Raw genomic sequence first — 22126 nt, forward strand, 5'->3', positions numbered from 1 at the left:
ATCCTATTAAAAGCAGGCAGTTTATTAGAATGTAATACAATATGATCTAAATAAAAAAGCGACTCATGATAACGGATGAGTCGCTTTTTTTTGGGTTTATCCAATTACCATTATTTTAAGAGTTTATAGTAATGTATTAGCCTTCTTCGAGTATCTTAACCATCGCTCGTGGCAACCCAAGCGTTGCTTGCGCCTCAGCGCTATTTAGCCAGTTCAGAGTAATATCAGCCGCTTGCAGTAGTTCGGTTAGCTGTTGCGCTTGTTGGTCATTTAAAGTTAGTTGCTGCGGGGTTAGATACCAATGAAAATGGGTTAATGAGTGCTTGATAGGAGCGACTAGTGCATCGTCAAACAAGTCATTCGTCTCTGCTCTAATTATTGGCTTGGCTGTCAACGGCTGCTGGCTCAACCACTCATTAATGATTTGCTCAGCGGTAGTGAATTCTGATTCGTAGGCTCGCTCATTACTGGCAACTTTCAACGACTGCTTATCTGTGACTGCAGTCACTGCTACTGCTTTATCAGTAGCCCTGCCGCTAATCTTTTCTATAAATTCCAACGGTAAGCTCCATAAGCCGCCCCAAATACCATTATCTGGGCGCTGTAGCCATAACAGCTCACTGTCTGCATTTTTGATCATTAACGCATTACTATACTTGCTGGGTTTCGGCTGTTTTTTAGCTTTTACTGGATAATCAGTTTCGCGCCCTTGCGCATGCGCTAAACAGTCATCCGCTAGCGGACATAAGGAACAAGCAGGCTGACGGCGAATACATAAAGTTGCGCCCATATCCATCATTGCTTGGGCAAATAATCCAGAGTTCTCTGTCGGTGTTAAGCGCTGCGCCAATACCCATAACTCTTTAGTGGTGGCCGACTTCATAATATCGCCATCGATAGCCGCCCAACGAGTCAAAACTCGTTTGACATTACCATCGCAAATTACTCCATAACCATGCAAGCCCATGGCTACAATCGCCCCAGCGGTTGAAGGTCCAACCCCTGATATGGCTTCCCAACCTTCTAACGTCTGCGGAAAGTCGCCAGTTTCATCAATAATCTGAACTAGCTGCTTTGCGCCTTTATGCAAGTTACGCGCTCGCGCATAGTAGCCCATGCCTGCCCAGTGTTCGGCTATCACGTCCCATTCGGCTGCTGCTAAATCTTGCACGGTTGGGAAGGAAGTCATAAATCGGGCGAAGTAAGGCAACACAGTGGTGACTTGGGTCTGCTGCAGCATGACTTCTGATAACCAAACAATATAAGGGTTGGGCGTATCAGTTTGATGCTGCTGCCACGGCAAATCATGACGGCCACTGGTGGTGAACCATGTTAATAAACGGGGGGCGAAGGTGTCGTAGGAAGTAGTGTTGTGAGTAACAGTAGCGTCTGCTGATGCAGTATTTATATTAGCGGTAGGCTGGGTCATAGGGAGCTTTAATTAGAGTTTTAAGGTAGCTAATTATACCTTATATCAAGATATTCTAGGACTTAGCTTTGTTTAAAAGTTATAAAATAATACTATAGAAATAATGACTTAACGATATCGAAGAGGGTAGGCTACCTAGGTAAATTATTAGTACACAGAACGCCCCCTACGCCCCTTTTAAACATCACCATCATCGACTCTATTCTAACTTTAAATTTTGCGTAGCGTGGGTGGTTAACCCACGAAATCATTGGGTTTTATAGCACTGTATTTCGCTATTGATTATAATTTGGCAAGAGGGTATCTAAGCTTGTAGCAACAATAATGACCAAACCCTATTTACGATTCTTGCGAGCACGTTTTTTACGTAATAGCTTTTCCTCTAACTTTGCCGCTTTTCTTTCTTCATCAGTAATACGTTGTTGCGCAACCACTGCTTCTTCGGCTTCACGCATATCTGGGGTTTCCAGACTGATTCGACCTAGCGTACCACTACGTAATTCATTAACCAAAATCTCTGACATCCGGTACGTATCTACTTGATTACCAGAACGGATGCAGCCACGATTGCGACCAGCAATTTCAAAGAACTGCCAATCGGTCTTAGGTAGCTCATCAATTTTATAGCGAACTTTTAGTAGCTCAGGATAAGCTTTTAGTAAGAATTCTGCGGTATAACCAGCCACATCATCAAAATCGAACGCCGTATCACGGATACCGCCAGTAGCGGCTAAGCGATAGCCAGAGTTAGCATTTTCAACCTTTGGCCATAGCATACCAGGGGTATCATAAAGCATGATGCCACCGTCTAGCTTGATCAGCTGCTGCGACTTCGTGACTGCTGGCTCGTTACCGGTTCTGGCAACAGCACGACCGGCTAAAGTATTAATCAAAGTTGATTTACCAACGTTAGGAATACCCAAAATCATGGCTTTGATTTGTCGGCCTGACTCAGCCTTGTTAGGCATCAGTTTTTTGCACAGCTCCACGATCCGATGCACATGATCCGCTTTGTTATCATCGAAGGCTAAAGCTTTGACCCCGTTTTCTTGCTCGAAGTAATCCATCCATGCTTGGGTCATTACCGGATCAGCAAGATCGGCTTTATTCAAGATTTTGATGACGGGTTTTTCACCACGTAACGATGCCACCATAGGGTTTTCACTGCTATAAGGAATACGAGCATCAAGAACCTCAATGATGACATCCATTTGCGGCATGATTTCTTTAACTTCATTACGGGCTTTGTTCATATGGCCTGGGAACCACTGAATACTTGCTTTCTTATCCATTTGCTTTAACTGCCTTTTTAATAAATAGTGCGCTAACCTTAGACAATGCGCCTAAAGTAACGGTGGTGCTCAGTTTACTACAGAACCAAAGCCATCACCCTAAAACTTAGCTGATGACTTTTTAAAGCGGTATTTTTTAGTAAGGTATTGTTTATTGATAAATCGTTTAAGCCTAATTTTTAAACCAGCGCTGCCGTTATAAATCCTAAGCTAACGGTTCACCCTCATCAGCGATTTTGGCTTGCTCAGGCGGTAGGGGTGCAAGATAACCAATCAGCAATATCAAGCTACCAGCAGTTAAAAAGGACAGCACTCGCCAAATGGCCTCTGTCTGTGATAGATCGACGACAACTAGTTTGAGTACCACCACCCCTAATAAGCCAATACCCATAAACCATAAAGTACGATGTAATTGGCGACTGGCAACGATAGTGGCGACCAACGCTATTGAGGTCCATAAGATGGTCAGTCCGGTTTGTACTTGCTCACTATTCCAAGCGCCGTCGTCCCATAATGGGGTGCCGATAAAGGCATGCAGGGATCTTACTAAAATACTCGATAGCAGCCAAAAGCCAATCAGGCCTAAAATAATAAGCGAAGGCTTGCTAGTGAGCATGTTGTTGGCTCTGACATTAACAGGGACATTTACGCTAGCATCGCTAGTAACTGAGTTAACATAGCTAAGCTGATTTAAGTAATAAGCGCTGAAACCATAGCCTAACACTAACGCTAGACTGAGGTCATATAGATTGACTACTGGGAAATAGGGCAGCCCCCAAATGATACCGTCATAACTCCAGTTGCTTAGAGTTGCCCATATCAAGGTTAAGGGTACAAAAACTTTAGCGCTATCTACTAAGGCTTGTTGCCAATCAAACCAGTACAGCAAGTGCTGGTTAGCGGATTGTTCAGTCGATGAATAGCGATAGCTGAACCATAATCCAGCCAGCATTAGCGCTACTGGAATGAGTATAGTAATGACGCCATTGGAGTCTGGTAAACCATAATGTAGCGCAGCGGCTAGAACTAAGATACTAGTAGCAAACCAGCTGGCAGTGTCATAACGAGATAGGCTGGAGCTGCTATACCAAGTCTTTAGCCACAGCTGTCCAACGACTAGCCAGCCAATTAATAAGCTGGCAAAAACCAGCCAAGACGCAGTGCTCCATTGATGGTTGAACTCAAATTTTTGTGGTAATTGTAGTACCAGCACTAAGCAGAATAAGCTTAACAGCGCATGGCTAAAATGACTGATCTCTTGCCATGAACGATAGCGATTGATTAACCAATAAATTAGTAGGCAGCTTAGAGTCGCTAGTGCTATTAAGCTACTAGTCGCCAATTGCCAGCTGGCAAGCCACTGCTTTAAGTCAGTAAATAATACTAGTAGCGCCCACACGGTAGCGGCAAAAGTTAGCAGACGTATAAACACGGGACTGCGCCAAACTGCATTAAAGGCCGTACTTTGACTATTAATACTTAACAGCCATTGCTGGGCAGATGCGCTACTGATGCCTAAAGAGGTGGCATAGTTTGCAATATTATCAGCGCCAGTACCAGTGTCAGTAACAATATTGCCATTAGACTCAGCAGCGTCAGATATAGTTGAATTTGCTTGAGCGTTGGCCGTTATTAATAAGCTAGGGGAGTGGCTAGCACGCAGAATAAACATTGAGGCAAGGGCACTTAGGGCGGAAATTGTCAAAGTCAAAATCGGTACTTCAGACCATAGCATATCTAACACAAATAGCATGCCGATACTGATCAGCTGCAAGGCTAAACCAAAGATAACTAGCCACGCCCGCAATGAGCGACGTCCAAACCATACTAGTGCTAATCCTTGAATCGCCCAACCGAACGCTAACCATTGATCATCAAAAGCTAACGGAATGACCAAGGCCAAAAACCCAAACCCTAAGGCCAGCATGCCTTCAGTAATTAGCGTATAACGTTGACTGCGTTGAATAAGTAACCAGCCTAACCCTAAATAAATAGCGGCCAATATAGCGCTAGTCAAAGTTAGCGCTTGCTCGATATCATTTAACAGGGCGGCAAATAAGCCAAATGCCAATACGGGCGCTGAGAATAGCAGGCCAATATCTATAGGATACAGATAGAGACTGGGCGCAGATTTTGTAGTAGCAGAAGTTGCGGCTAAGCTATTGCTGGCCTCATTATCACTATTATAAGCGATGATTTGCTGAGTATAACGAATAGCTATGAATAAATAGAGTGCTAAATGGAGCGCTACTAGCGATACTAAAGGCCAGCGTTGAGTAGCAATCAATGTGCCCAGATCTTCAGTTAAGCCCCAATAATAGGCCAAGCCAAAAGTGACGGCTACCCCTAAAGCATTCAACACTTTCCAAGTACGGTAATGAGCAATAATCGCAATACTGATGTTCAATAGCAAGTAGTAGCTAAATAAGGTCACTAAATTGCCAGTGTCGGTACCGGTTAATAATGGCGCAAAAAACCCACCAGATAGCGCTAATAAGGCTAAAGGAAAAGCGTTTTGGCGTACCGCTAAGCCAATAGTGAGCGCTGATAATAGCCCTAGAATGATAAAGCTCGGTAAGCTGGGAATGACGTTATAGACACTATAAGCAAAAAAACTAGTCAAATAAGTGATAGCTAAGCCAGTACCTTGCAAAGTGATACCGTAAGCAAAACGTTTGCTGGCAAGCTTGAGACCTAAGCCGGCAAGCCCTATGCCTATAATACCTATTGCTAATAGCTTAAAGGTAATAGGAATCTCGATATAATCACTCAATAAGCGCAGTAACAAGACTACGCCGACTAATAATACTAACACCCCGACTCGTACTACTAAATTACCACCGAAGAACCAGTTTTTAAGCGAGTTAAAGAGCGAGGTTACCATAGGTAATGACTGCTCATCTGGCTCTATTACTGGCACAGGACGCTCTATCGTCCAAGGTGCCGTAGTATCATCTACTAACTCTACCTCACTAGTAGTGGCTGCTGTTAGCACAGTTGAAGTTTGAGTTGCAGAATCATCCATGCTGCTAGCCACCAGAGTTTGCTGCTGGGCAACATTAATCGCAGTTGGTAAGGGCGGTGGCACTGAGAGTGAGGGGGTTAAAACAGGCGAGGATGGCACGGCGCTATTGGCTGCAAGTGAAGATATAGGAGTAGCGGCAGAACGTGAGGTCTCAAGCTGTTTAAGACTGTGCTCCTGCTGTTGCAAGTCGCTTTGCAGCTTTGCCATATCACTGCGCAGTTGCATGAGCTGCTTATTTATCTTGTTATAAATAATAATAGTGATAAGCAACAAAATAATAAAAGCAAACCAGCCCATTTAAAACCTCAATATATTTAGTTTACTAGGGTCACTAGTAGGTGATCTATCTTATCTTATCTTATGCAGATAATGAGCTTATTAAAAAATAAACTCAAGTCTATTACTAATGATAAGCTAATCAGTTTTTACAGGGTAGCTGAAAATATCGCTATGTTGGATTTACTTTAAAGCTACTAAATGGCTATATGAATAATTTTTTGCAGTTTTTTAGTGAGTATTGATGCAGGGGATTATCCTAACTTAACTTTCTGAGAATTAGGGCGCTCTGTTAACGTACAGTCATCTAAAGTCAAATAATTAACTATACCAGATACTATGCCAGCAATGATAAAAGCATTAACTACCGCTGTTGATATAGAGTCTTTTATTAGCTTAGTATTTAATCGAGTGTTCATCGTATAATCTAGTCATCTATACAAAAAGGTACTGAGCAAATCACAGTTTACTCAGTACCTTTTGCTACTAATTATTAAAATATTAAAATATTAAACCTATCTTAGTACACTTTATGGTGGCCTTTATTCTAAAAATTAATACTTACAACTAAAAACAGAGCATGATTAACATACTCTGTTTTAAGGTAATCAATGACTATTAGGGTAATAGATTTGGCTTAAATCCATAAATTTTAACCTAGATTAGCTTTCATAAACGCTAGCATGTTATCCCAGCTTTGCTTAGCAGCATTCTCATTGTAGCCTAGATCAGCATTGTTCTCAGCGGCACGTGCATCCGCTTGAGGATTAGTAAAGCCATGCTTAGCGTTATCATAGACATCGATAGTGTAATCAACGTCAACCGCATCCATCTCTTTTTTAAAGCTCTCTACCGCATCCATGGTCACCATAGAATCATCACCACCATGCGCTACTAAAACTTTGGCAGCGAATTTACTATCTGCTGGCTGTTTTGGAGATAAATTACCATGGAAAGTCGCTACTGCTTTTAGAGGCATACCTTCGCGTGCCATATCCAGTACTACTTTGCCACCGAAACAAAAACCTATCGCAGCTAAATTGTCACCATCAACGGCTAGCTGATCGCTAAAGTCATTGAGAATTAAACGGCAGCGTGCCATTAGCATATCTTGGTCGGCAAGTACTTGCTCCATCCACATATTGGCTTGCGCCGCATCACTAGTCAATTTACCTTCACCGTAAACATCCATAGCGACGGCGGCATAACCCGCTTTTGCTAGGCGTTCAGTGATTGATTTTGGATGCTCGACCACGCCCCACCATTCAGGAGCAACTAAAATACCAGCTACCGGCTTATCATCTGCAGCGTTTTCTGGTAAGGCTACATAACTGATTAACTGTACGCCATTCTCGGTAGTACTTATTAGCTCAAAGGTCTTAATTGACATCTTATTATCCTTTTTTATAGAGTGATTTTTGTTATTGAGTGCTTAACTTAGCAAGTGATAGCGATAGCTATTAATCTAGCTATGAGTGCTTTTGATAAGTTACTTATTATTTACTGATATTACCTTAACGCCCATGACAGCGAAAAACAGCTATAATACTGTAACTCTAGTTGTGCAAATGCTACTTATCTAAACCTACGGCCATTTTATGAGTCTAAATTTATTACAAGCTTTAAAATCCAGCTTTGAGAATGTGCAATCCCAATCAAAGCAGGATGCGGTAGCTTCAGCTGATACCGAGCTCAATACTCACAGCGACCAACCTCTACGACCACAATTTTGGTCGCAGTTTGCGTTGCAGGATCTAAACCATAGCGAATGGGAAGCCTTATGCGATGGCTGTGGCAGTTGCTGCCTGATTAAGTATATTGATGAAGATGAGAACGGCGATGTAGACGAAGAGCAAGTTGAGTATACCGACGTCGCTTGCCAGCTGATGAATTGTGAGACGGGGTTTTGTCAGCACTATGACTCCCGGCAACAGTATGTGCCAGACTGTATTCAGTTGACCGCCGCTAAACTACCCACTATGATGTGGCTGCCTAATCATTGCGCTTATAAACGTTTGTATAAAGGGCAGTCACTACCAAGCTGGCATTTATTATTAACCCAAGATGCGGTCGTTACTCAGCAGCAAATGCGTGATGCTAATGTTGGTATTGCAGGGCGCTGCATCTCTGAGGTAGGGATGAGCGATGAAGCCATGGAGACACGGGTGGTGAATTGGGTAAGGCCTTAGAGCGAGGGCAACCGCTAGTGCTATACTCTATTGCCTAAAATACTCTATTGCCTAAAATACTCTACTACCTACCTAACATACTCTATTGCTCAGAATATCTGACAAGCACTGATAGCAGCTGCTAGCCCTTTATAATTGCTATAACCCTGATAATTTCTAACACTAGCTCTTATCAAGGTTATTTATCAGCCTTCTCACTAGCAGATTGCGCTTGGGTTTCAGCTTCAGCAGTAGAGTCAGCTAGTGGTGGAATAGGAATGCCTTGGCGAATTTGCTTAGAGAACTCAGCGCTATTGTTACTAGTATCTAATCCCGCTTGATTATCAAAGCCAATCACCTTTGGATTGATATGGGTATGCTGATACCAAATATCCATTGACCAAGGCTGAGTAATTTGCGGCTCATCTGTTACCACTTCCTGTTTTAGTGAACCCTCTTTTATCTGAGAGCTTGCATCTAGCATACCGATATCATAGAGGTAGTTTGGTAGCCAACCTGAGACCCAAATACGGTAATCCCAAGGTAGCCGCTCACCACTGACGATACGTGCCATATAAAAGATAATATTAGTACAGTTGCTGGTCAAAGTATTATACCAAGCAGGCTCAGCATTGAGCTCATCAGCAGCCGTTAAGTAAGACTCGAATAAAGATTTCACTTCGCTTTGTTGCAAGTGACTGATAGGGAAGAGATAGACCTGTTCACCGCGCACATTAGTACGAGTATAAATAATATCACGCTCCTCAGAGGCGATAAGGCTCAGCTCAAAGCGCCTAAAAAATCCAGCTAAAGCCGAAAAGCTTTCTTCTTCCTCTTTACGAATCTCAAGGGAGAACGCTAGCGGTCTATCGTCTTCAAAACGGAAGCTGACTAAAGTATGAGCAATTAGTGGTCCCATCCAATAAGAATTAGCGATATCGATACCAGATAGTTTAGATATATCGACAGTGCGGGTTTCCCAGCGTTCCGTAGGCGCAATCTCATCAGGGCCATTACTCGGGTGCCAATCAAAATTGCGTACATTAGATAGAGTAATCAGATCAGGGTTATTAGGATCACGAGTATAAGAAACTGCTTGACTCACTTCAGGCTGCCAATTGCGCTCTTGCTTAGGGTTAATAGCGTTAAACCAGCCTAAGCCAAGCAGCCAAACCAGTCCATAGCTAGCCACTAAATAGTTGCTGAGCTTGCTTTTGTTGAGCCTGCTGTTGCTAGTATTATTGGTATTAATATGAGCTGTATTCAATTCACTATTTTTCGCTACCGATTGCTGCGTAAGCTTATAGGCCAGCTTAGGGTAGTACGGTAGCGTCAACCAACAGCCTAGCAAGCCGAAAACTATTAGTGCTACTAGCCAAGTGATAGGGCTGCTTATACCAAAATGATAGTAAATCGCCATTAGTAACCAAACGGCAGAGAGTATTAAGGCCACAGCAATAAAAAACCTTGCTACACCACGCCAGCTAAGCCAACCAAATCTTTTAGATTGAGGTTGATGGTTACCGTTGTTATTACGGTTAGATGAAGGATCGAGGCTAGAGCGAGATGACATAAGCCTTGAAAATAAACAGCGAAGCGACATAAGAGTGGATTACATAAATAAAGTCTTTGACTCTAGCAAAATTTATAACACACTGACAATACAATTTGCATAAATTTATCGTTGAATGTCGCTGAGCCTTGCGATAAAGTGAAACTAAAGTAACAGCAGTTGAGTTTTAAAAGCGTTGTTTTGAATAAATAGCTATACTTTAGATACAGTAGTTGATATTTTTGCAGCAAGTTTTAACCATAGTTTTTATTTATATTTTAATCCCCATTTAGATTTTTATTAGCAATGCTCTATCCACTAATTGAAGAGGTTAACCCACACCACCATGTCTGAAGACATTCCCAGCCCGAGTAGTTGGTCGATGCGCGGCTTAAAACGCTGGCTATCGACCGCCCCCGAAACCCGTGACGAACTAGTTAGTTTAGTGCAGCAATCACGGCAATTTTTAGAGCCTGATACGGTTGATATGCTTGAGGGCGTACTGGATCTGCCAGCGACGCAAGTACGTGAAATTATGACCCCGCGTCCACAGGTCATAAGTTTGCACGAGAGTACTAGCCTCGCTGAAGTGATGGACATTATTCTTGAGACGACTCATTCACGCTATCCAGTATTCGATAGCCAAGATGATGATGCGGTCATAGGTATTCTGCTCGCTAAAGACTTGATTCCGCTGTTGGTGTATATGGTGCGTGATCAACATGACAAAATTGATAGCCAACGTCTAAAAGATTTGGTACGTCAGCCACTATACATTAGTGAGTCGGCGCGTTCTGATACTCTGTTACGTTCTTTGCAGCGCACTCAAGTACATATGGCAATTGTCGTCGATGAATTTGGCAACTTTGCTGGGGTAGTCACTATGGAGGATCTACTCGAAGAGATCGTTGGTGATATCGTTGATGAGCATGATGATTTCGATGAAGACAGTGATATTAATAACATCATTGTCCATCCTGAGAAGCCTAATACTTGGCGAGTACAAGCTTCAACGGTGATTGAGGACTGCAACGATGAGCTCGGTAGTAATTTTGACGATACCGACGTTGATACTATGGGTGGTTTGGTAATGCAGGCGCTTGGTTATGTCAGTGATTTAGAAGGTGAAACTGTCGAAATAGATGATTGGAAAATCACTATCACTGATGTGGAAGGACGCTCTATTAATGATCTTGAGGTCACCAATGTCAAGGCAGATAAGCAATTACTCATAGGCAGCCATTAAAAGACGTTTGATAAATTATTATTAAAGTCTTTATAACTTAGGCTTAAATTGTAAAATAAGAACACGGCTGCGGTCGTGTTTTTTGCTATCTAAGGATTGTAAATTAAAGGTTGTAAATTAAAGGTTGTAAATTAAAGGTCGTAAACTAAGGATGGTAAAAAACTATAGCTAAGCATAATCTGCGGGCTACAAAAATAGCATGTTTAGCAAAGTTATCAAAAATCATCTTCTATATCAATCGCCGTAAAACCTAATGGCTGTACAAAGGCTAATCTGTGGATTATGTCGAGTAAGTTACCAAGGTAAGCGCCGCCCAACTAGCCAAGCAAATTTACCCCTTTATCAGCACAGGCTGGTATTATAGGCGGGTTTGATTTGGCAGGGGGAGTCGAGTGCTTATAACTTACTCTGAGTTGCTATAACCATAGGCCGCCTAAATATAAAATTTTATGCTTTTTTAAGCCTCGTTTTGAGTTTTGGATAACCAATATGCGCCCGTCTACCGTTGATTTGCAAAAGCGTCTAAATGCTAATAAGTCGAAAAAGAAACCACTTCTTCTAGTGCTTGTTGTGGCTTGGCTAGCAGGAGCAATGTTTATACTGGCCCTTGCTCCTTACGGATTCTGGCCAATAGCTTTAGTATCTCCAGCCATTTTATATGCGTTATTAATGCCTGACATGAGCGGCAAACGCGCTTTTATTATTGGTGAAGCTTATGGGATGGGGCTGTGGTGTGTTGGCGCATTTTGGCTTTATACTTCTATCCATGATTATGGTGACACTCCAGCTTGGTTGGCGCTTATTTTAATTGCGCTGATGGGTCTAGGCATGGGGCTTTTTCATGGCTTTTTAGCCTTGGTATTCAACCGCGGAGTTGGTAAGCAACCTTTCGCTTTTGCGGCTCTTTGGGTATTACAAGAGTGGCTAAAAACTTGGCTATTCACAGGGTTTCCTTGGCTATTTGTTGGTTATGCTTTTACTGAGCAGTATTGGCTGTCTTCTTTAGCACCCGTTGCTGGTGTATTCGCAGTGTCTTTTGTAGCAGTATTATTAGCTTCTAGTGTCGTCGAGCAAATGCGTAACCGCGGTGGTTATCTACTGGCCTCATTTGCTTTATTAGTCGTTAGTACCTCGTTATGGTTGGTCGATCCGCAATGGACCAAACCTAAAGGCACGCCTGATCTATCGGTATCTTTGATTCAGGGTAATATTCCGCAAGATCTAAAATGGCTGACTGAATTTCAAATCGAGACTCTAAAAATATATGCCACTCTTTCTAGCACTGAATGGGGGCGTGATATCATACTTTGGCCAGAATCCTCTATACCAATGTTTCAAACTGAGGCAGTTGGTTTTATTGGTGAAATGGTCAAGCTGGCCAAGGAAACGGATACCACTTGGGTGACTGGCATTCCTTATAAGGATGAAGCGGCGTTCAATGCAGCTTCTGATAAGTACCCGCCGTTTTATAACAGTGTGATTGCGTTAGGCGCACAAGCCGATGGTCTCTATAAAAAACAGCGTTTAGTACCTTTTGGTGAGTATATTCCATTCGAGGGCATGCTAGATATTCTGCCCGATTTGGCTGGTAGTCAAGATATCTTAAGCTACAGTCGTGGTAATGATCAGCAGTCACCATTGCGCGTACGTGGTCACAATCTTGGTGCAGCGATTTGTTATGAAGTGGCTTACCCAGATACCACCCGCAAGAATGCTATTGGCACTGACTTCTTACTGACTATCTCTAACGATGCTTGGTTTGGCACTTCAGCTGGGCCTTTGCAGCATTTACAAATGGTACAGATGCGGGCGTTAGAGAATGGTCGCTGGTTTATGCGAGCTACTAACACTGGCGTTACTGCTATCATTGATCACAAAGGTCATATCGTCAAGCGTGCACCACAGTTCGAGCGTACCGTATTACGTGGTAATATTCAGGCCCGAGTTGGTAATACGCCGTTTATGACTTGGGGCAACTATCCTATTTTGATTATTATGGCTTTGCTGTTGATACTTAGCTATTTAGGCAAGCGGACAGGAGTACGAGCACGTTTGGGTAAGTAAAAAGGTCATGGCATTGGCTAATGAGCTGAGTTTTACTAATAATTCCTTTAAATAGTTAAGGGATTTAACAAATCGGCATAAATTGCGATATAATAGCCCATATTTCAAATATTTTTCGTGCAAGGTAGATAAGATATGTCAGATGATATTGTCAATAACAATCCCAAAAAAGAGTTTCTGTTTGCTTTAGGTGGCGTCGGCTTATTTTTAGGCATCGTGTTACTCATCGGTATCTCAGCCTTTTTGCGTCCAGCTGGTGAACATATCACTGCTGAAAGTATTGCAGCGGAAGTGGCTGCAGCTGACAAAGCGGCTGCTATTGCTGCAGAACCAGCAGCGCCAGCTGCTCCAGCACCAGTGGCAACAGCGGAAGCGGCACCTGCAGATGCAGCAGCAACTACAGTGCCGGCAGATGCTACAGTTACTCCTGCGCCAGCTACTGGTGATGCGATAGTGGCTACTGGTTCAGCGACAGCTACTGCTGACGGTACAGTAGATCAAGCCGCAGTAGCTGCTGCCGATCCAACCGCTGAACAAGCGAAAGCGGATCCAAAGGCTAGTACGGTTGAAGCAGCACCTGCACCTGCTCCTGCTAAATAAGGTAATTGTCCTTGTCAGGTCTTCACTATTCTTACGCTATTCTAGAGTTTTAAAGGCCTAATAATGGTTGAATAAGACGTTTATACCTTACGCTAATAATAAAAAACTCGCTGTCAATCATTGGCAGCGGGTTTTTTATTGGGTGAATTTTTCTAACTAGTAAATATTTTCTTCTTTACTTGTAAATGTTCTAGTGAAACAATGACACGCCTAAATGACCACACATCTTAGTAATGATAGGTTTGAGCATTATTACTGTGGCACACCTAAGGAATAAGTGTATGGCAACGGAGTCACAAACGGAGTTCAGTGCTGCCGAATTGGCAGCGTTAGAAAATGGGTTTATGGGGCATCCCAAACCACTACGTCCGCTATTTTTTACCGAAATGTGGGAACGGTTTTCTTATTACAGTATTCGTCCGCTACTGGTTTTATTCATGGTAGCAAGTGTTGGTAGTGGCGGTTTTGGCTTCGATGAAGTAACTGCTTCTGCTATTTATGGTATTTTTGCCGGTTCGCTGTATTTAGCGGCGGTACCTGGTGGTTGGCTAGCAGATAACTGGTTAGGTCAGGAGCGTGCGCTGTGGTGGGGTAGTATAATTATTGCCCTAGGTCATTTGTGTATTGCGCTCTCCGCCTTTTTTGGTATGACGCTATTTTTTGTCGGCTTGATGTGTATCGTTTTGGGCTCAGGGTTATTTAAGACTTGTATCTCAGTAATGGTAGGTGCGCTATACCCCAAAGGCGATTCGCGCCGTGATGGCGGTTTTACTTTATTCTACATGGGTATCAATATCGGTGCGTTATTAGCGGCCCTTATTGTCGGTGTGTTTAAAGAAAAAGGAATGTGGCATGTGGGCTTCGGGGTCGGTGGTCTTGGCATGCTAGTGTCATTACTTATATACCGTTTTATCGCTCAAAAAAATCTAAGCCGTTATGCGCAAGCAAAAGGAATTGAGGCTGATTGGGAAAAGTCTAATGGACGCTATAACAATATAGGTCGTTGGGTATTAGTATTCCTCGCCGCCTTAGCTGCCATTGTTATCTTAGTCTCTACAGGTATTATGCCATTTGCGCCTGCAGTGGTTGCCTCATATATGACTTATATCATTGCTGCGGTAGTATTGATCTATTTTGCGGTAATGTTTATTTCGCCGCGATTAGATAAATCAGATAAGCTACGCTTGTTGATTTGCTTCATACTTATTATTGGCTCAACGCTGTTTTGGTCAAGTTTTGAGCAGCAACCTACCTCATTTAACTTGTTCGCCGATAATTACACAGACCTTAACGTTTTAGGTTTTGAAATACCTAGCATTTGGTTCCAATCGTTGAATCCTTTGTTTATTTTAATCCTAGCCCCGATTGCTAGTATTTTATGGGTGAAGCTTGGCAACAGAGGCCTTGAGCCAAACAGTATGACTAAGTTTGCGCTTGGTATGCTGTTAGCGGCAGCAGGTTTTGCGCTGATGATTTTTGCCTCCAAAAGTATTTTGACTAATGATGGTGGATTAGCATCACCTTTATGGTTAGTGGGTAGTTTGTTCTTGTTAACCCTTGGCGAATTAGCGCTTAGTCCTGTTGGATTGTCTGCTATGACTAAACTGGCTCCGAAGGGCATGCAAGGTCAAATGATGGGCCTTTTCTTTGCTTCTGTAGCTATGGGTAACTTAGTAGCGGCCTTCTTTGGTGGTTATGTATCAGCGGATAAAATTGAAGGCTTACCGAGTCTATTTACTACGATGACGATTTTCTTGGTAGTGGCTGCGGTGATATTGTTGATACTAGCAAAGCCTATCAACAAAATGCTTCAAGATAGCGAAGCTGCTGAGCAGCTTGATTAAGTAAATAAGTAAATGAATGAGTAAGTAAATAAATAAAGTGCTAGTTTTGGTCAGCTAATACAGAGTAAGTGACGTATGCTAGATCGTGTTACCCTCGTCGGTAGCACGTTTTTGCTAACTAATTGTCATAGAGCTATTGAAAGCCTAGTATCTGCCCACACATCTAACAATACGCTTGTCTTCAAATAAGACGACTATCTATAGTCGCCCCACGCTAGAATATCTTCAAAAGATAAACAAGGAACATCCTAATGAGTAAGCAAAACATTCATGAGCGTATCGATAACCTGCGCCAAAATTTAGTTGCCCAAGATCTAACGGCGATTATTGTACCGTCAGCTGATCCGCATTTATCTGAATACTTACCTGAATACTGGCAAGCGCGCCTATGGTTGTCAGGATTTACCGGTTCAGTCGGTACTTTAGTAGTCACTGCGGACTTTGCAGGTTTATGGACTGACAGTCGCTATTGGGTGCATGCTGCTGAGCAATTAGAAGGTACAGGTATTAGTTTGCAAAAGATGGCACCTGGACAGCCTAATCATATTGACTGGTTAGCTGAGCATCTGCAAGAAGGCGATAGCGTAGCGGTTGATGGCAATGTATTGTCTATCGCTGAGCAGGATCGATTATTGAATGCTTTTGATGCTAATGATATTACCTTGATCACCGAGCGTGACGTCCTCACTGAGGTATGGTCAGATCGTCCAGCGTTACCAACCGCACCATTGTATGTCCATGATGAATCATTTATTTCCCAATCAGCTGCTGCAAAACTGGCTGCTGTACGCCAAGGCATGAAAGCTGCAGGGGCGACTCATCATCTATTATCGAGCTTAGATGATATCGCTTGGTTGACTAACTTGCGTGGTGCTGATGTTGATTATAATCCGGTATTTTTAGCACATATGCTGATCAGCCTTGATGGCAGTGCAACCTTGTTTATTGATAATAATAAAGTCAGTAGCGAGATTGAAAAAAGCCTAAAAGATAGTGGCTTTACTCTTGCAGATTACGATGCCGTACAAGCTGCATTAGCGACGCTGACGCCTGAAGATTTACTATTGTTAGATCCAAGTAAAGTGGCAGTCGGTACTTTATCGCAGATGGCTGATGGGGTTGGATTTATTGAGCAAATGGCCCCGAGTACTTTGTTGAAGTCGGTGAAGTCTGATGCAGATGTAAATCATGTGCGTGAAGCCATGCGTCAAGATGGCGCCGCCTTGTGCGAGTTTTTTGCCAACTTTGAACAGCGTCTGAGTAACGGTGAACGTTTGAGCGAGCTAGACGTCGATAGTATGTTGATTGAAGTACGTAGTCAGCAGCCAAACTATGTATCGCCAAGCTTTCCTACGATTGCTGGATTTAATGAAAACGGTGCTTTACCGCATTATCGTGCGACGCCAGAAAAGTTCAGCTATCTCGAAGTCAGTGATGGTGAAGGTGGGTTATTGTTAATTGACTCCGGTGCGCAATATCAGAATGGTACTACCGATATCACTCGGGTGGTCGGTATTGGCCAAGTTAGCAGCGAGCACAAACGCGACTTTAGCACGGTGCTAAAAGCTCATGTTGCTTTAGCGCGTGCCAATTTCCCTGATGGTATTGCCTCGCCATTAATCGATGCTATTTGCCGTGCGCCATTATGGCAAGCACAGATGGACTATGGTCACGGTACTGGTCATGGGGTAGGTTATTTCTTGAATGTACACGAAGGCCCACAAGTGATTGCCTATAGCGCTAGCACTCCAAAAGAGCGCGCTATGAAAGTCAATATGATCTCCAGTAATGAGCCGGGACTATACCGTGAAGGCAAGTGGGGTATTCGTATTGAAAACTTGGTAGTGAATAGACCAGTAGCCAAACCGACAGAAACGGAGTTTGGTAAATTCCTGCATTTTGAGACGGTTACTTATTGTCCAATTGATACGCGTCTAATTGAACCATCATTACTAACTCAAGTAGAGATTGATTGGCTAAACAGTTATCATAGCCAAGTTTATGCTGAGTTAAAAGACCGTGTTGATGGTGCCGCTCTTGAATGGTTGACTGAGCGTACTCAAGCGATTTAATGTCGGCCTCAGTAGATATTAGATGCAGTTCAATTATGGCTTAAGTACGGATTCAGTACCTCTTAAGCACAGTGAGCAAAATTTAGTCATAAAAAAGCGCTTAGTAAAATACTAAGCGCTTTTTGTTTGGCCGATAGTAGTTAGTAGGCTATCAGCTATTAACTATCTGCCTGATCAATGCTCATAACTGCTGGCATTAACGGTGGCTTTACCTCAGCAAATAGTCAACTAAAATATTCTATAGTAAAGCACAAGTTAGGAAACAACTAATGAGCTAAAGGCTAGTAGGTGATATAAAATAATTTGCTCTAAAAGCATCAGCCTATTACAACGTTTATTAAGGTAACAGTGACAGTTAACTAAGAAATCTTAAGGGTTTTTAGTCGAATTTATTTATCTGTAGCATTAGTAGCTGTTTGCTGTTTTTCAGCCAATTGACGACTTACCTCAGCACGCAGCCATGACTTTAAGTTTTCAGACATTTGTAGCATCTCATCAGTTAGATAATCATCAATGTGCATCTCAAGCTCATGAATCATATCTTTATGAGTAGCATTCAATTTGCTATCGGCTAAAGACAAGTCGATAGCTGAGCTTTGATTGATACTATCGCTAACCGCTTTGATACTGTTGGCCGAGACCATTTGAGCTTTATCATCATGGCGGTTATTGCTATCATCTTCACTTTCTTCACTTTCTTCATTATCAGCATTGTCTGCTACTACGCTGGCAGCTTTACTTGCCAAATCTGCTGCTATAGCCGCCTGTTGTTTCTGTCTTTTTTCTGCCATTTCTTGTTGACGTATATCTTCTTTTTCTTGTTCTTCTTGTATGGTTTTACGTTGTTCTGCTAATTTTTGCTGTGCCTCTACAGCGGCCTTTTCATCAGCTATTCTTTTTTTCTCAGCTTGTTGTAATTCATAGGCGCAGTATAGATCGTCCAAATGGGCATCAAGATCATGAATGCTAAAAACAAACTTTTCAAATGGGGTTTCACTTTGCAATAGCTCAGTGATATCGGTCAACTCTTGTACAATAGCTGCTCGCACTGGCTCTGGCGCACCAGTCCAATGTTGATAAAATTGATGTGAAAACGAATAGCTTGACATAGTTGCTTCCATAAATATGCTAAAAATTACCCCTTATCATACGCAAATATCATAAGGGGCTGCAAGAGGACAAACGTAGCAAAATCAATATAAATCTTCTGCTAATCAAACTTGCCTCTAAAATCATAATAAATAGAAGCTAAAACTATAGTCAACATGTCTGTACCGATTAAGCGTTCCAACGAGCGAATACTAATGAGCCATTAGTACCACCAAAACCAAAGCTGTTAGAGACTGCATAGTTCAGGTCAGTCACTCTGCGCGATTGATTAGCCACATAATCAAGATTGCAATTGTCCTCAACATTATCTAGATTAATAGTTGGCGGTACATGCTGATGCTGCAAAGCTAGCACGGTAAAGATAGCCTCTATACCACCAGCAGCACCCAATAAATGACCAGTCATTGATTTGGTTGAGCTGACTAAAATGCTGTCTTTAACCGCAGCAAATACGGTCTCAATCGCTATGGATTCAGCGACATCGCCCGCTGGCGTACTAGTCCCGTGAGCATTGACATAACCTACAGCATCAGCAGTGATTCCGGCATCATTTAAGGCATTTTGCATAGCTCGTGCAGCACCGCTACCATCTTCTGGTGGAGAGGTGATATGACTGGCATCATCGCTCATACCGAAACCAACCATTTCACCCAAAATCTTGGCACCACGAGCTTTAGCATGGGCGAGGCTCTCTAATACCATGACACCTGCACCATCGCCAAGTACAAAGCCATCACGATCTTTATCAAAAGGTCGCGACGCTTTGGTTGGCTCATCATTACGAGTAGATAGCGCATGCATCGCCCCAAACCCTGATATACCCAGCGGACTTGAGCCTTTTTCGCTACCACCAGCGATCATCACATCAGCATCGCCATAAGCGATCAGACGTGCTGCTAAACCGATAGCATGAGTGGCGGTAGTACAAGCCGTTGAGGTAGCAAGGTTAGGGCCTTTTAGCTGATGTTTGATAGCGACTAGCCCTGCTGCCATGTTGGCAATAGAGCCAGGTATAATAAACGGCGAGACTTTTTTAGCGCCTTTTTCACGTAAGGTTGCACAGCTGTCTTCGATAGTCTGAATACCACCAATACCTGAGCCTAAGATCACCCCAAAACGCTGTTGATCAACCCCTTTTACTGGCGCATCCTCGCTACTAATGGTATCTACATAGCCAGCATCATGTAGCGCCATAGAAGTAGCCGCTACCGCATAATGCATGAACTTGTCATAGCGGCGTGCATCTTTAGCACTCATAAACTTGCTAGGATCAAAGTCTTTGACTACCCCAGCGATTTGCGCTCGATAATCAGTAGCATCGAAGTGAGTAATAGCAGTGATTCCGCTCTCACCAGCCAGCAGCTGAGCCCATGTACTTTCAACATCTAATCCTAAAGGTGTCACTGCACCCATACCGGTAACTACTACTCGTGTTTCATCAGAGCGTTCATAATGAGGCGGCTTACGGTGCTTCTGCTGTGGCGATGTGGCTGAACTACTACTACTTTGGCTCATGTGATATATCCTATATTTGTTGCCATCCTAAAAAGATAGTTTTACAAGTTGTATATAACTAATGCCCGTTCTCGCTAGGTCATTTATAGCGTTATATTAGTATTTTAGCAACCATTATAAATCACATCAGCTTACAGCTGTAAACTTAAAACTGTTTAGTATTGCACAGTGCAAAGCTGCGATGGTTGTGAGCTCAAAATAATAATCAAATAGAATGATTTTTAAGCAAAACAAACTTGCCCTAACACCACGCCCTTATTAGCGCCAGTCACTGCGGGCAAGTTACCAGTTTCACCCATCAAGGTTTGCCTTGCTAACCAAGCAAAGGCCACTGCTTCCACCCAAGTTGGTTGGAGTCCTAAGCTGGCAGTAGTAGCAACGATGCAATGTGGTAAGTGGGCTTGCAGTCTAATCATCAGATAATCATTCAGTGCACCACCCCCGCAAACATAGACTTCGCTTCTAGCTTCAGGCGCTGGATTTACAGTACTCAGGTCCTCATTAGTAAAAGATCTAATTTGCATACTAGCAGTTATGGCTGTCAGTTCAGTTAGCGTCGCTTGTACATCAGCTGATGAGTAGCGAGTATTGGCAGCGGCTTGATCAAATTTTTGTAGCTCGTCTTGTAACCAAGCTAGATTGAAGTCCTCACGGCCAGTAGTTTTGGGATAGGCTCTAGCAAAAAACGGATGAACTAATAATTGGTTTAGCAAGGGCTCAAGGACTCGGCCTGTTTGCGCCCAAGCACCGCCATCATCGTAGTTTTTACCAGTATGTAGTGCCGCCCAAGCATCCAGCAATAAATTTGCAGGGCCAGTATCATAACCGACGACTTGACTAGGTTGCTCCATCCCTGTTGCTGGTAACACAGTAATATTAGCTATACCGCCTAAATTAAGCAGCACACGAGTGCTAGTAGCATTGCCAAACATGGCTTGATGAAAGGCTGGAACTAAAGGCGCGCCTTGTCCACCGACTGCCATATCACGACGGCGGAAGTCACTGACTACGCTAATAGCGGTACGCTCAGCGATAATATTGGCATCGACTAGTTGGATAGTAAAGCCTAACTGTGGGCGGTGACGTATAGTTTGACCATGACAGCCGATGGCTAGCACTGCTTCTGGGTCGATATTAGATTGCTGCAATAAAGTATTAACCACTTTGCTGGCGAATTCTCCATACTCACGACTGGCCCAACCAAACCAATCTAGCTCGCCACAGTCGCCATTAGGCTCATCGTTTTGCGAGATTAAATCCTTAGCGCCATTAGGCTGACATAAGGCTAATAGCACTTCACGTAAACGCGGTGAAAAATCTTCACTATAAGTCGCTACTAGCTGCATTGGTGCTACCGTATTATCCTGACTGTTATCCTGATTATCAGCCGCAAACTGGCATAACACCGCATCCATACCATCCAAGCTAGTGCCTGACATCATACCGATATATAGACCGTCATCGAAGTTGTCAAATACCGTTTGTTCAAGTGCATCAGTGAGTGTGGCGTAGTTTAAGTCATCGTGATTGGAGCTATCGTTGCTGTTCAGAGCAGCATTATTTTCTATAGACATGGTTATACTCAAGTTTTGAAGAATAGGATAAAGAGATCGTAAAATCAGAACTCAATTAAGTGTTTTTAGAGTGACTATATTTTAATAGGAGCTTTGCTCAATACCGTAGCTATAAGCAAAATTCCATTAGGTGTTTTAGGCCTTTATTTAAGGTTTATCTAATTACTACCTAATTACTATCTTATTATTATCTGCTTATGATTTATGCGTTTTTATCGTCTGTTTACTACTAGCTTATAGCGTGAATAAAGTAGAAGTGATTATTGTCTGGTGTCATCCGACTGCTTACTAATGGCAATTTATCTCAAAAAACGCTAGTATATCTGCCAAATTCTAACATTTTTTTGTACAGCTACGAG

Annotated in this window: 14 protein-coding genes; 6 read left to right on the top strand and 8 right to left on the bottom strand. The window is 42.8% G+C overall.

What is annotated here, in order from left to right:
• Positions 1-136 precede the first annotated feature (136 nt).
• From mutY to JMY09_RS07365, 4 genes are all read right to left on the bottom strand, one after another.
• Complete coding sequence (gene mutY, locus JMY09_RS07350) at positions 137-1429, bottom strand: A/G-specific adenine glycosylase (protein WP_201622948.1); 1293 nt, start codon at positions 1427-1429, stop codon at positions 137-139.
• A gap of 335 nt (positions 1430-1764) precedes the next feature.
• Complete coding sequence (gene ylqF, locus JMY09_RS07355) at positions 1765-2721, bottom strand: ribosome biogenesis GTPase YlqF (protein ID WP_201622949.1); 957 nt, start codon at positions 2719-2721, stop codon at positions 1765-1767.
• A gap of 205 nt (positions 2722-2926) precedes the next feature.
• Positions 2927-5971, bottom strand: a complete 3045-nt coding sequence (locus tag JMY09_RS07360; protein WP_227677220.1) for a DUF2339 domain-containing protein — start codon at positions 5969-5971, stop codon at positions 2927-2929.
• 703 nt (positions 5972-6674) lie between these two features.
• Complete coding sequence (locus tag JMY09_RS07365) at positions 6675-7412, bottom strand: dienelactone hydrolase family protein (protein WP_201622951.1); 738 nt, start codon at positions 7410-7412, stop codon at positions 6675-6677.
• A gap of 208 nt (positions 7413-7620) precedes the next feature.
• On the opposite strand from JMY09_RS07365, the gene JMY09_RS07370 reads away from it, so the two are divergent.
• Entirely contained in the window at positions 7621-8211 is a 591-nt protein-coding gene (locus tag JMY09_RS07370) for a YcgN family cysteine cluster protein (RefSeq protein ID WP_201622952.1), read from the top strand.
• Positions 8212-8389: 178 nt separating this feature from the next.
• Here the strand turns inward: JMY09_RS07370 and JMY09_RS07375 are convergent, their stop codons facing one another.
• Entirely contained in the window at positions 8390-9763 is a 1374-nt protein-coding gene (locus tag JMY09_RS07375) for an Lnb N-terminal periplasmic domain-containing protein (RefSeq protein WP_227677221.1), read from the bottom strand.
• Between the two features lie 325 nt (positions 9764-10088).
• Here JMY09_RS07375 and JMY09_RS07380 point away from each other — a divergent pair, with 325 nt between their 5' ends.
• The 5 genes from JMY09_RS07380 (at position 10089) to JMY09_RS07400 (ending at position 17568) form a co-directional block, all read left to right on the top strand.
• Complete coding sequence (locus tag JMY09_RS07380; protein WP_201622954.1) at positions 10089-10988, top strand: CBS domain-containing protein; 900 nt, start codon at positions 10089-10091, stop codon at positions 10986-10988.
• Between the two features lie 489 nt (positions 10989-11477).
• Entirely contained in the window at positions 11478-13052 is a 1575-nt protein-coding gene (gene lnt / locus JMY09_RS07385) for an apolipoprotein N-acyltransferase (RefSeq protein WP_201622955.1), read from the top strand.
• A 135-nt stretch (positions 13053-13187) separates the two neighbouring features.
• Entirely contained in the window at positions 13188-13652 is a 465-nt protein-coding gene (locus JMY09_RS07390) for a hypothetical protein (protein ID WP_201622956.1), read from the top strand.
• Between the two features lie 281 nt (positions 13653-13933).
• Positions 13934-15496, top strand: coding sequence for a peptide MFS transporter (locus JMY09_RS07395; RefSeq protein ID WP_201622957.1), 1563 nt, complete (start codon positions 13934-13936; stop codon positions 15494-15496).
• A 251-nt stretch (positions 15497-15747) separates the two neighbouring features.
• Positions 15748-17568: an aminopeptidase P family protein gene (locus JMY09_RS07400; RefSeq protein ID WP_201622958.1), complete on the top strand. Its 1821-nt coding sequence runs from the start codon at positions 15748-15750 to the stop codon at positions 17566-17568.
• Positions 17569-17957: 389 nt separating this feature from the next.
• Here the strand turns inward: JMY09_RS07400 and JMY09_RS07405 are convergent, their stop codons facing one another.
• The 3 genes from JMY09_RS07405 to JMY09_RS07415 form a co-directional block, all read right to left on the bottom strand.
• Positions 17958-18677: a hypothetical protein gene (locus JMY09_RS07405; RefSeq protein WP_227677222.1), complete on the bottom strand. Its 720-nt coding sequence runs from the start codon at positions 18675-18677 to the stop codon at positions 17958-17960.
• Between the two features lie 169 nt (positions 18678-18846).
• Positions 18847-20193 (bottom strand): beta-ketoacyl-ACP synthase II, encoded by a 1347-nt coding sequence (fabF, locus tag JMY09_RS07410; RefSeq protein WP_201622960.1) that lies wholly within the window; start codon positions 20191-20193, stop codon positions 18847-18849.
• A gap of 221 nt (positions 20194-20414) precedes the next feature.
• Entirely contained in the window at positions 20415-21791 is a 1377-nt protein-coding gene (locus tag JMY09_RS07415) for an anhydro-N-acetylmuramic acid kinase (RefSeq protein WP_379606619.1), read from the bottom strand.
• Positions 21792-22126: the final 335 nt, after the last annotated feature.

It is taken from the genome of Psychrobacter urativorans, assembly GCF_904846695.1.
Taxonomy (GTDB): domain Bacteria; phylum Pseudomonadota; class Gammaproteobacteria; order Pseudomonadales; family Moraxellaceae; genus Psychrobacter; species Psychrobacter urativorans.

Bases quoted from the DNA above. Each gene is read 5' to 3' on its own strand.
- mutY (WP_201622948.1), bottom strand. From the start codon at position 1,429: ATGACCCAGCCTACCGCTAATATAAATACTGCATCAGCAGACGCTACT.
- ylqF (WP_201622949.1), bottom strand. From the start codon at position 2,721: ATGGATAAGAAAGCAAGTATTCAGTGGTTCCCAGGCCATATGAACAAA.
- JMY09_RS07360 (WP_227677220.1), bottom strand. From the start codon at position 5,971: ATGCAACTGCGCAGTGATATGGCAAAGCTGCAAAGCGACTTGCAACAG.
- JMY09_RS07365 (WP_201622951.1), bottom strand. From the start codon at position 7,412: ATGTCAATTAAGACCTTTGAGCTAATAAGTACTACCGAGAATGGCGTA.
- JMY09_RS07370 (WP_201622952.1), top strand. From the start codon at position 7,621: ATGAGTCTAAATTTATTACAAGCTTTAAAATCCAGCTTTGAGAATGTG.
- JMY09_RS07375 (WP_227677221.1), bottom strand. From the start codon at position 9,763: ATGTCATCTCGCTCTAGCCTCGATCCTTCATCTAACCGTAATAACAAC.
- JMY09_RS07380 (WP_201622954.1), top strand. From the start codon at position 10,089: ATGTCTGAAGACATTCCCAGCCCGAGTAGTTGGTCGATGCGCGGCTTA.
- lnt (WP_201622955.1), top strand. From the start codon at position 11,478: ATGCGCCCGTCTACCGTTGATTTGCAAAAGCGTCTAAATGCTAATAAG.
- JMY09_RS07390 (WP_201622956.1), top strand. From the start codon at position 13,188: ATGTCAGATGATATTGTCAATAACAATCCCAAAAAAGAGTTTCTGTTT.
- JMY09_RS07395 (WP_201622957.1), top strand. From the start codon at position 13,934: ATGGCAACGGAGTCACAAACGGAGTTCAGTGCTGCCGAATTGGCAGCG.
- JMY09_RS07400 (WP_201622958.1), top strand. From the start codon at position 15,748: ATGAGTAAGCAAAACATTCATGAGCGTATCGATAACCTGCGCCAAAAT.
- JMY09_RS07405 (WP_227677222.1), bottom strand. From the start codon at position 18,677: ATGTCAAGCTATTCGTTTTCACATCAATTTTATCAACATTGGACTGGT.
- fabF (WP_201622960.1), bottom strand. From the start codon at position 20,193: ATGAGCCAAAGTAGTAGTAGTTCAGCCACATCGCCACAGCAGAAGCAC.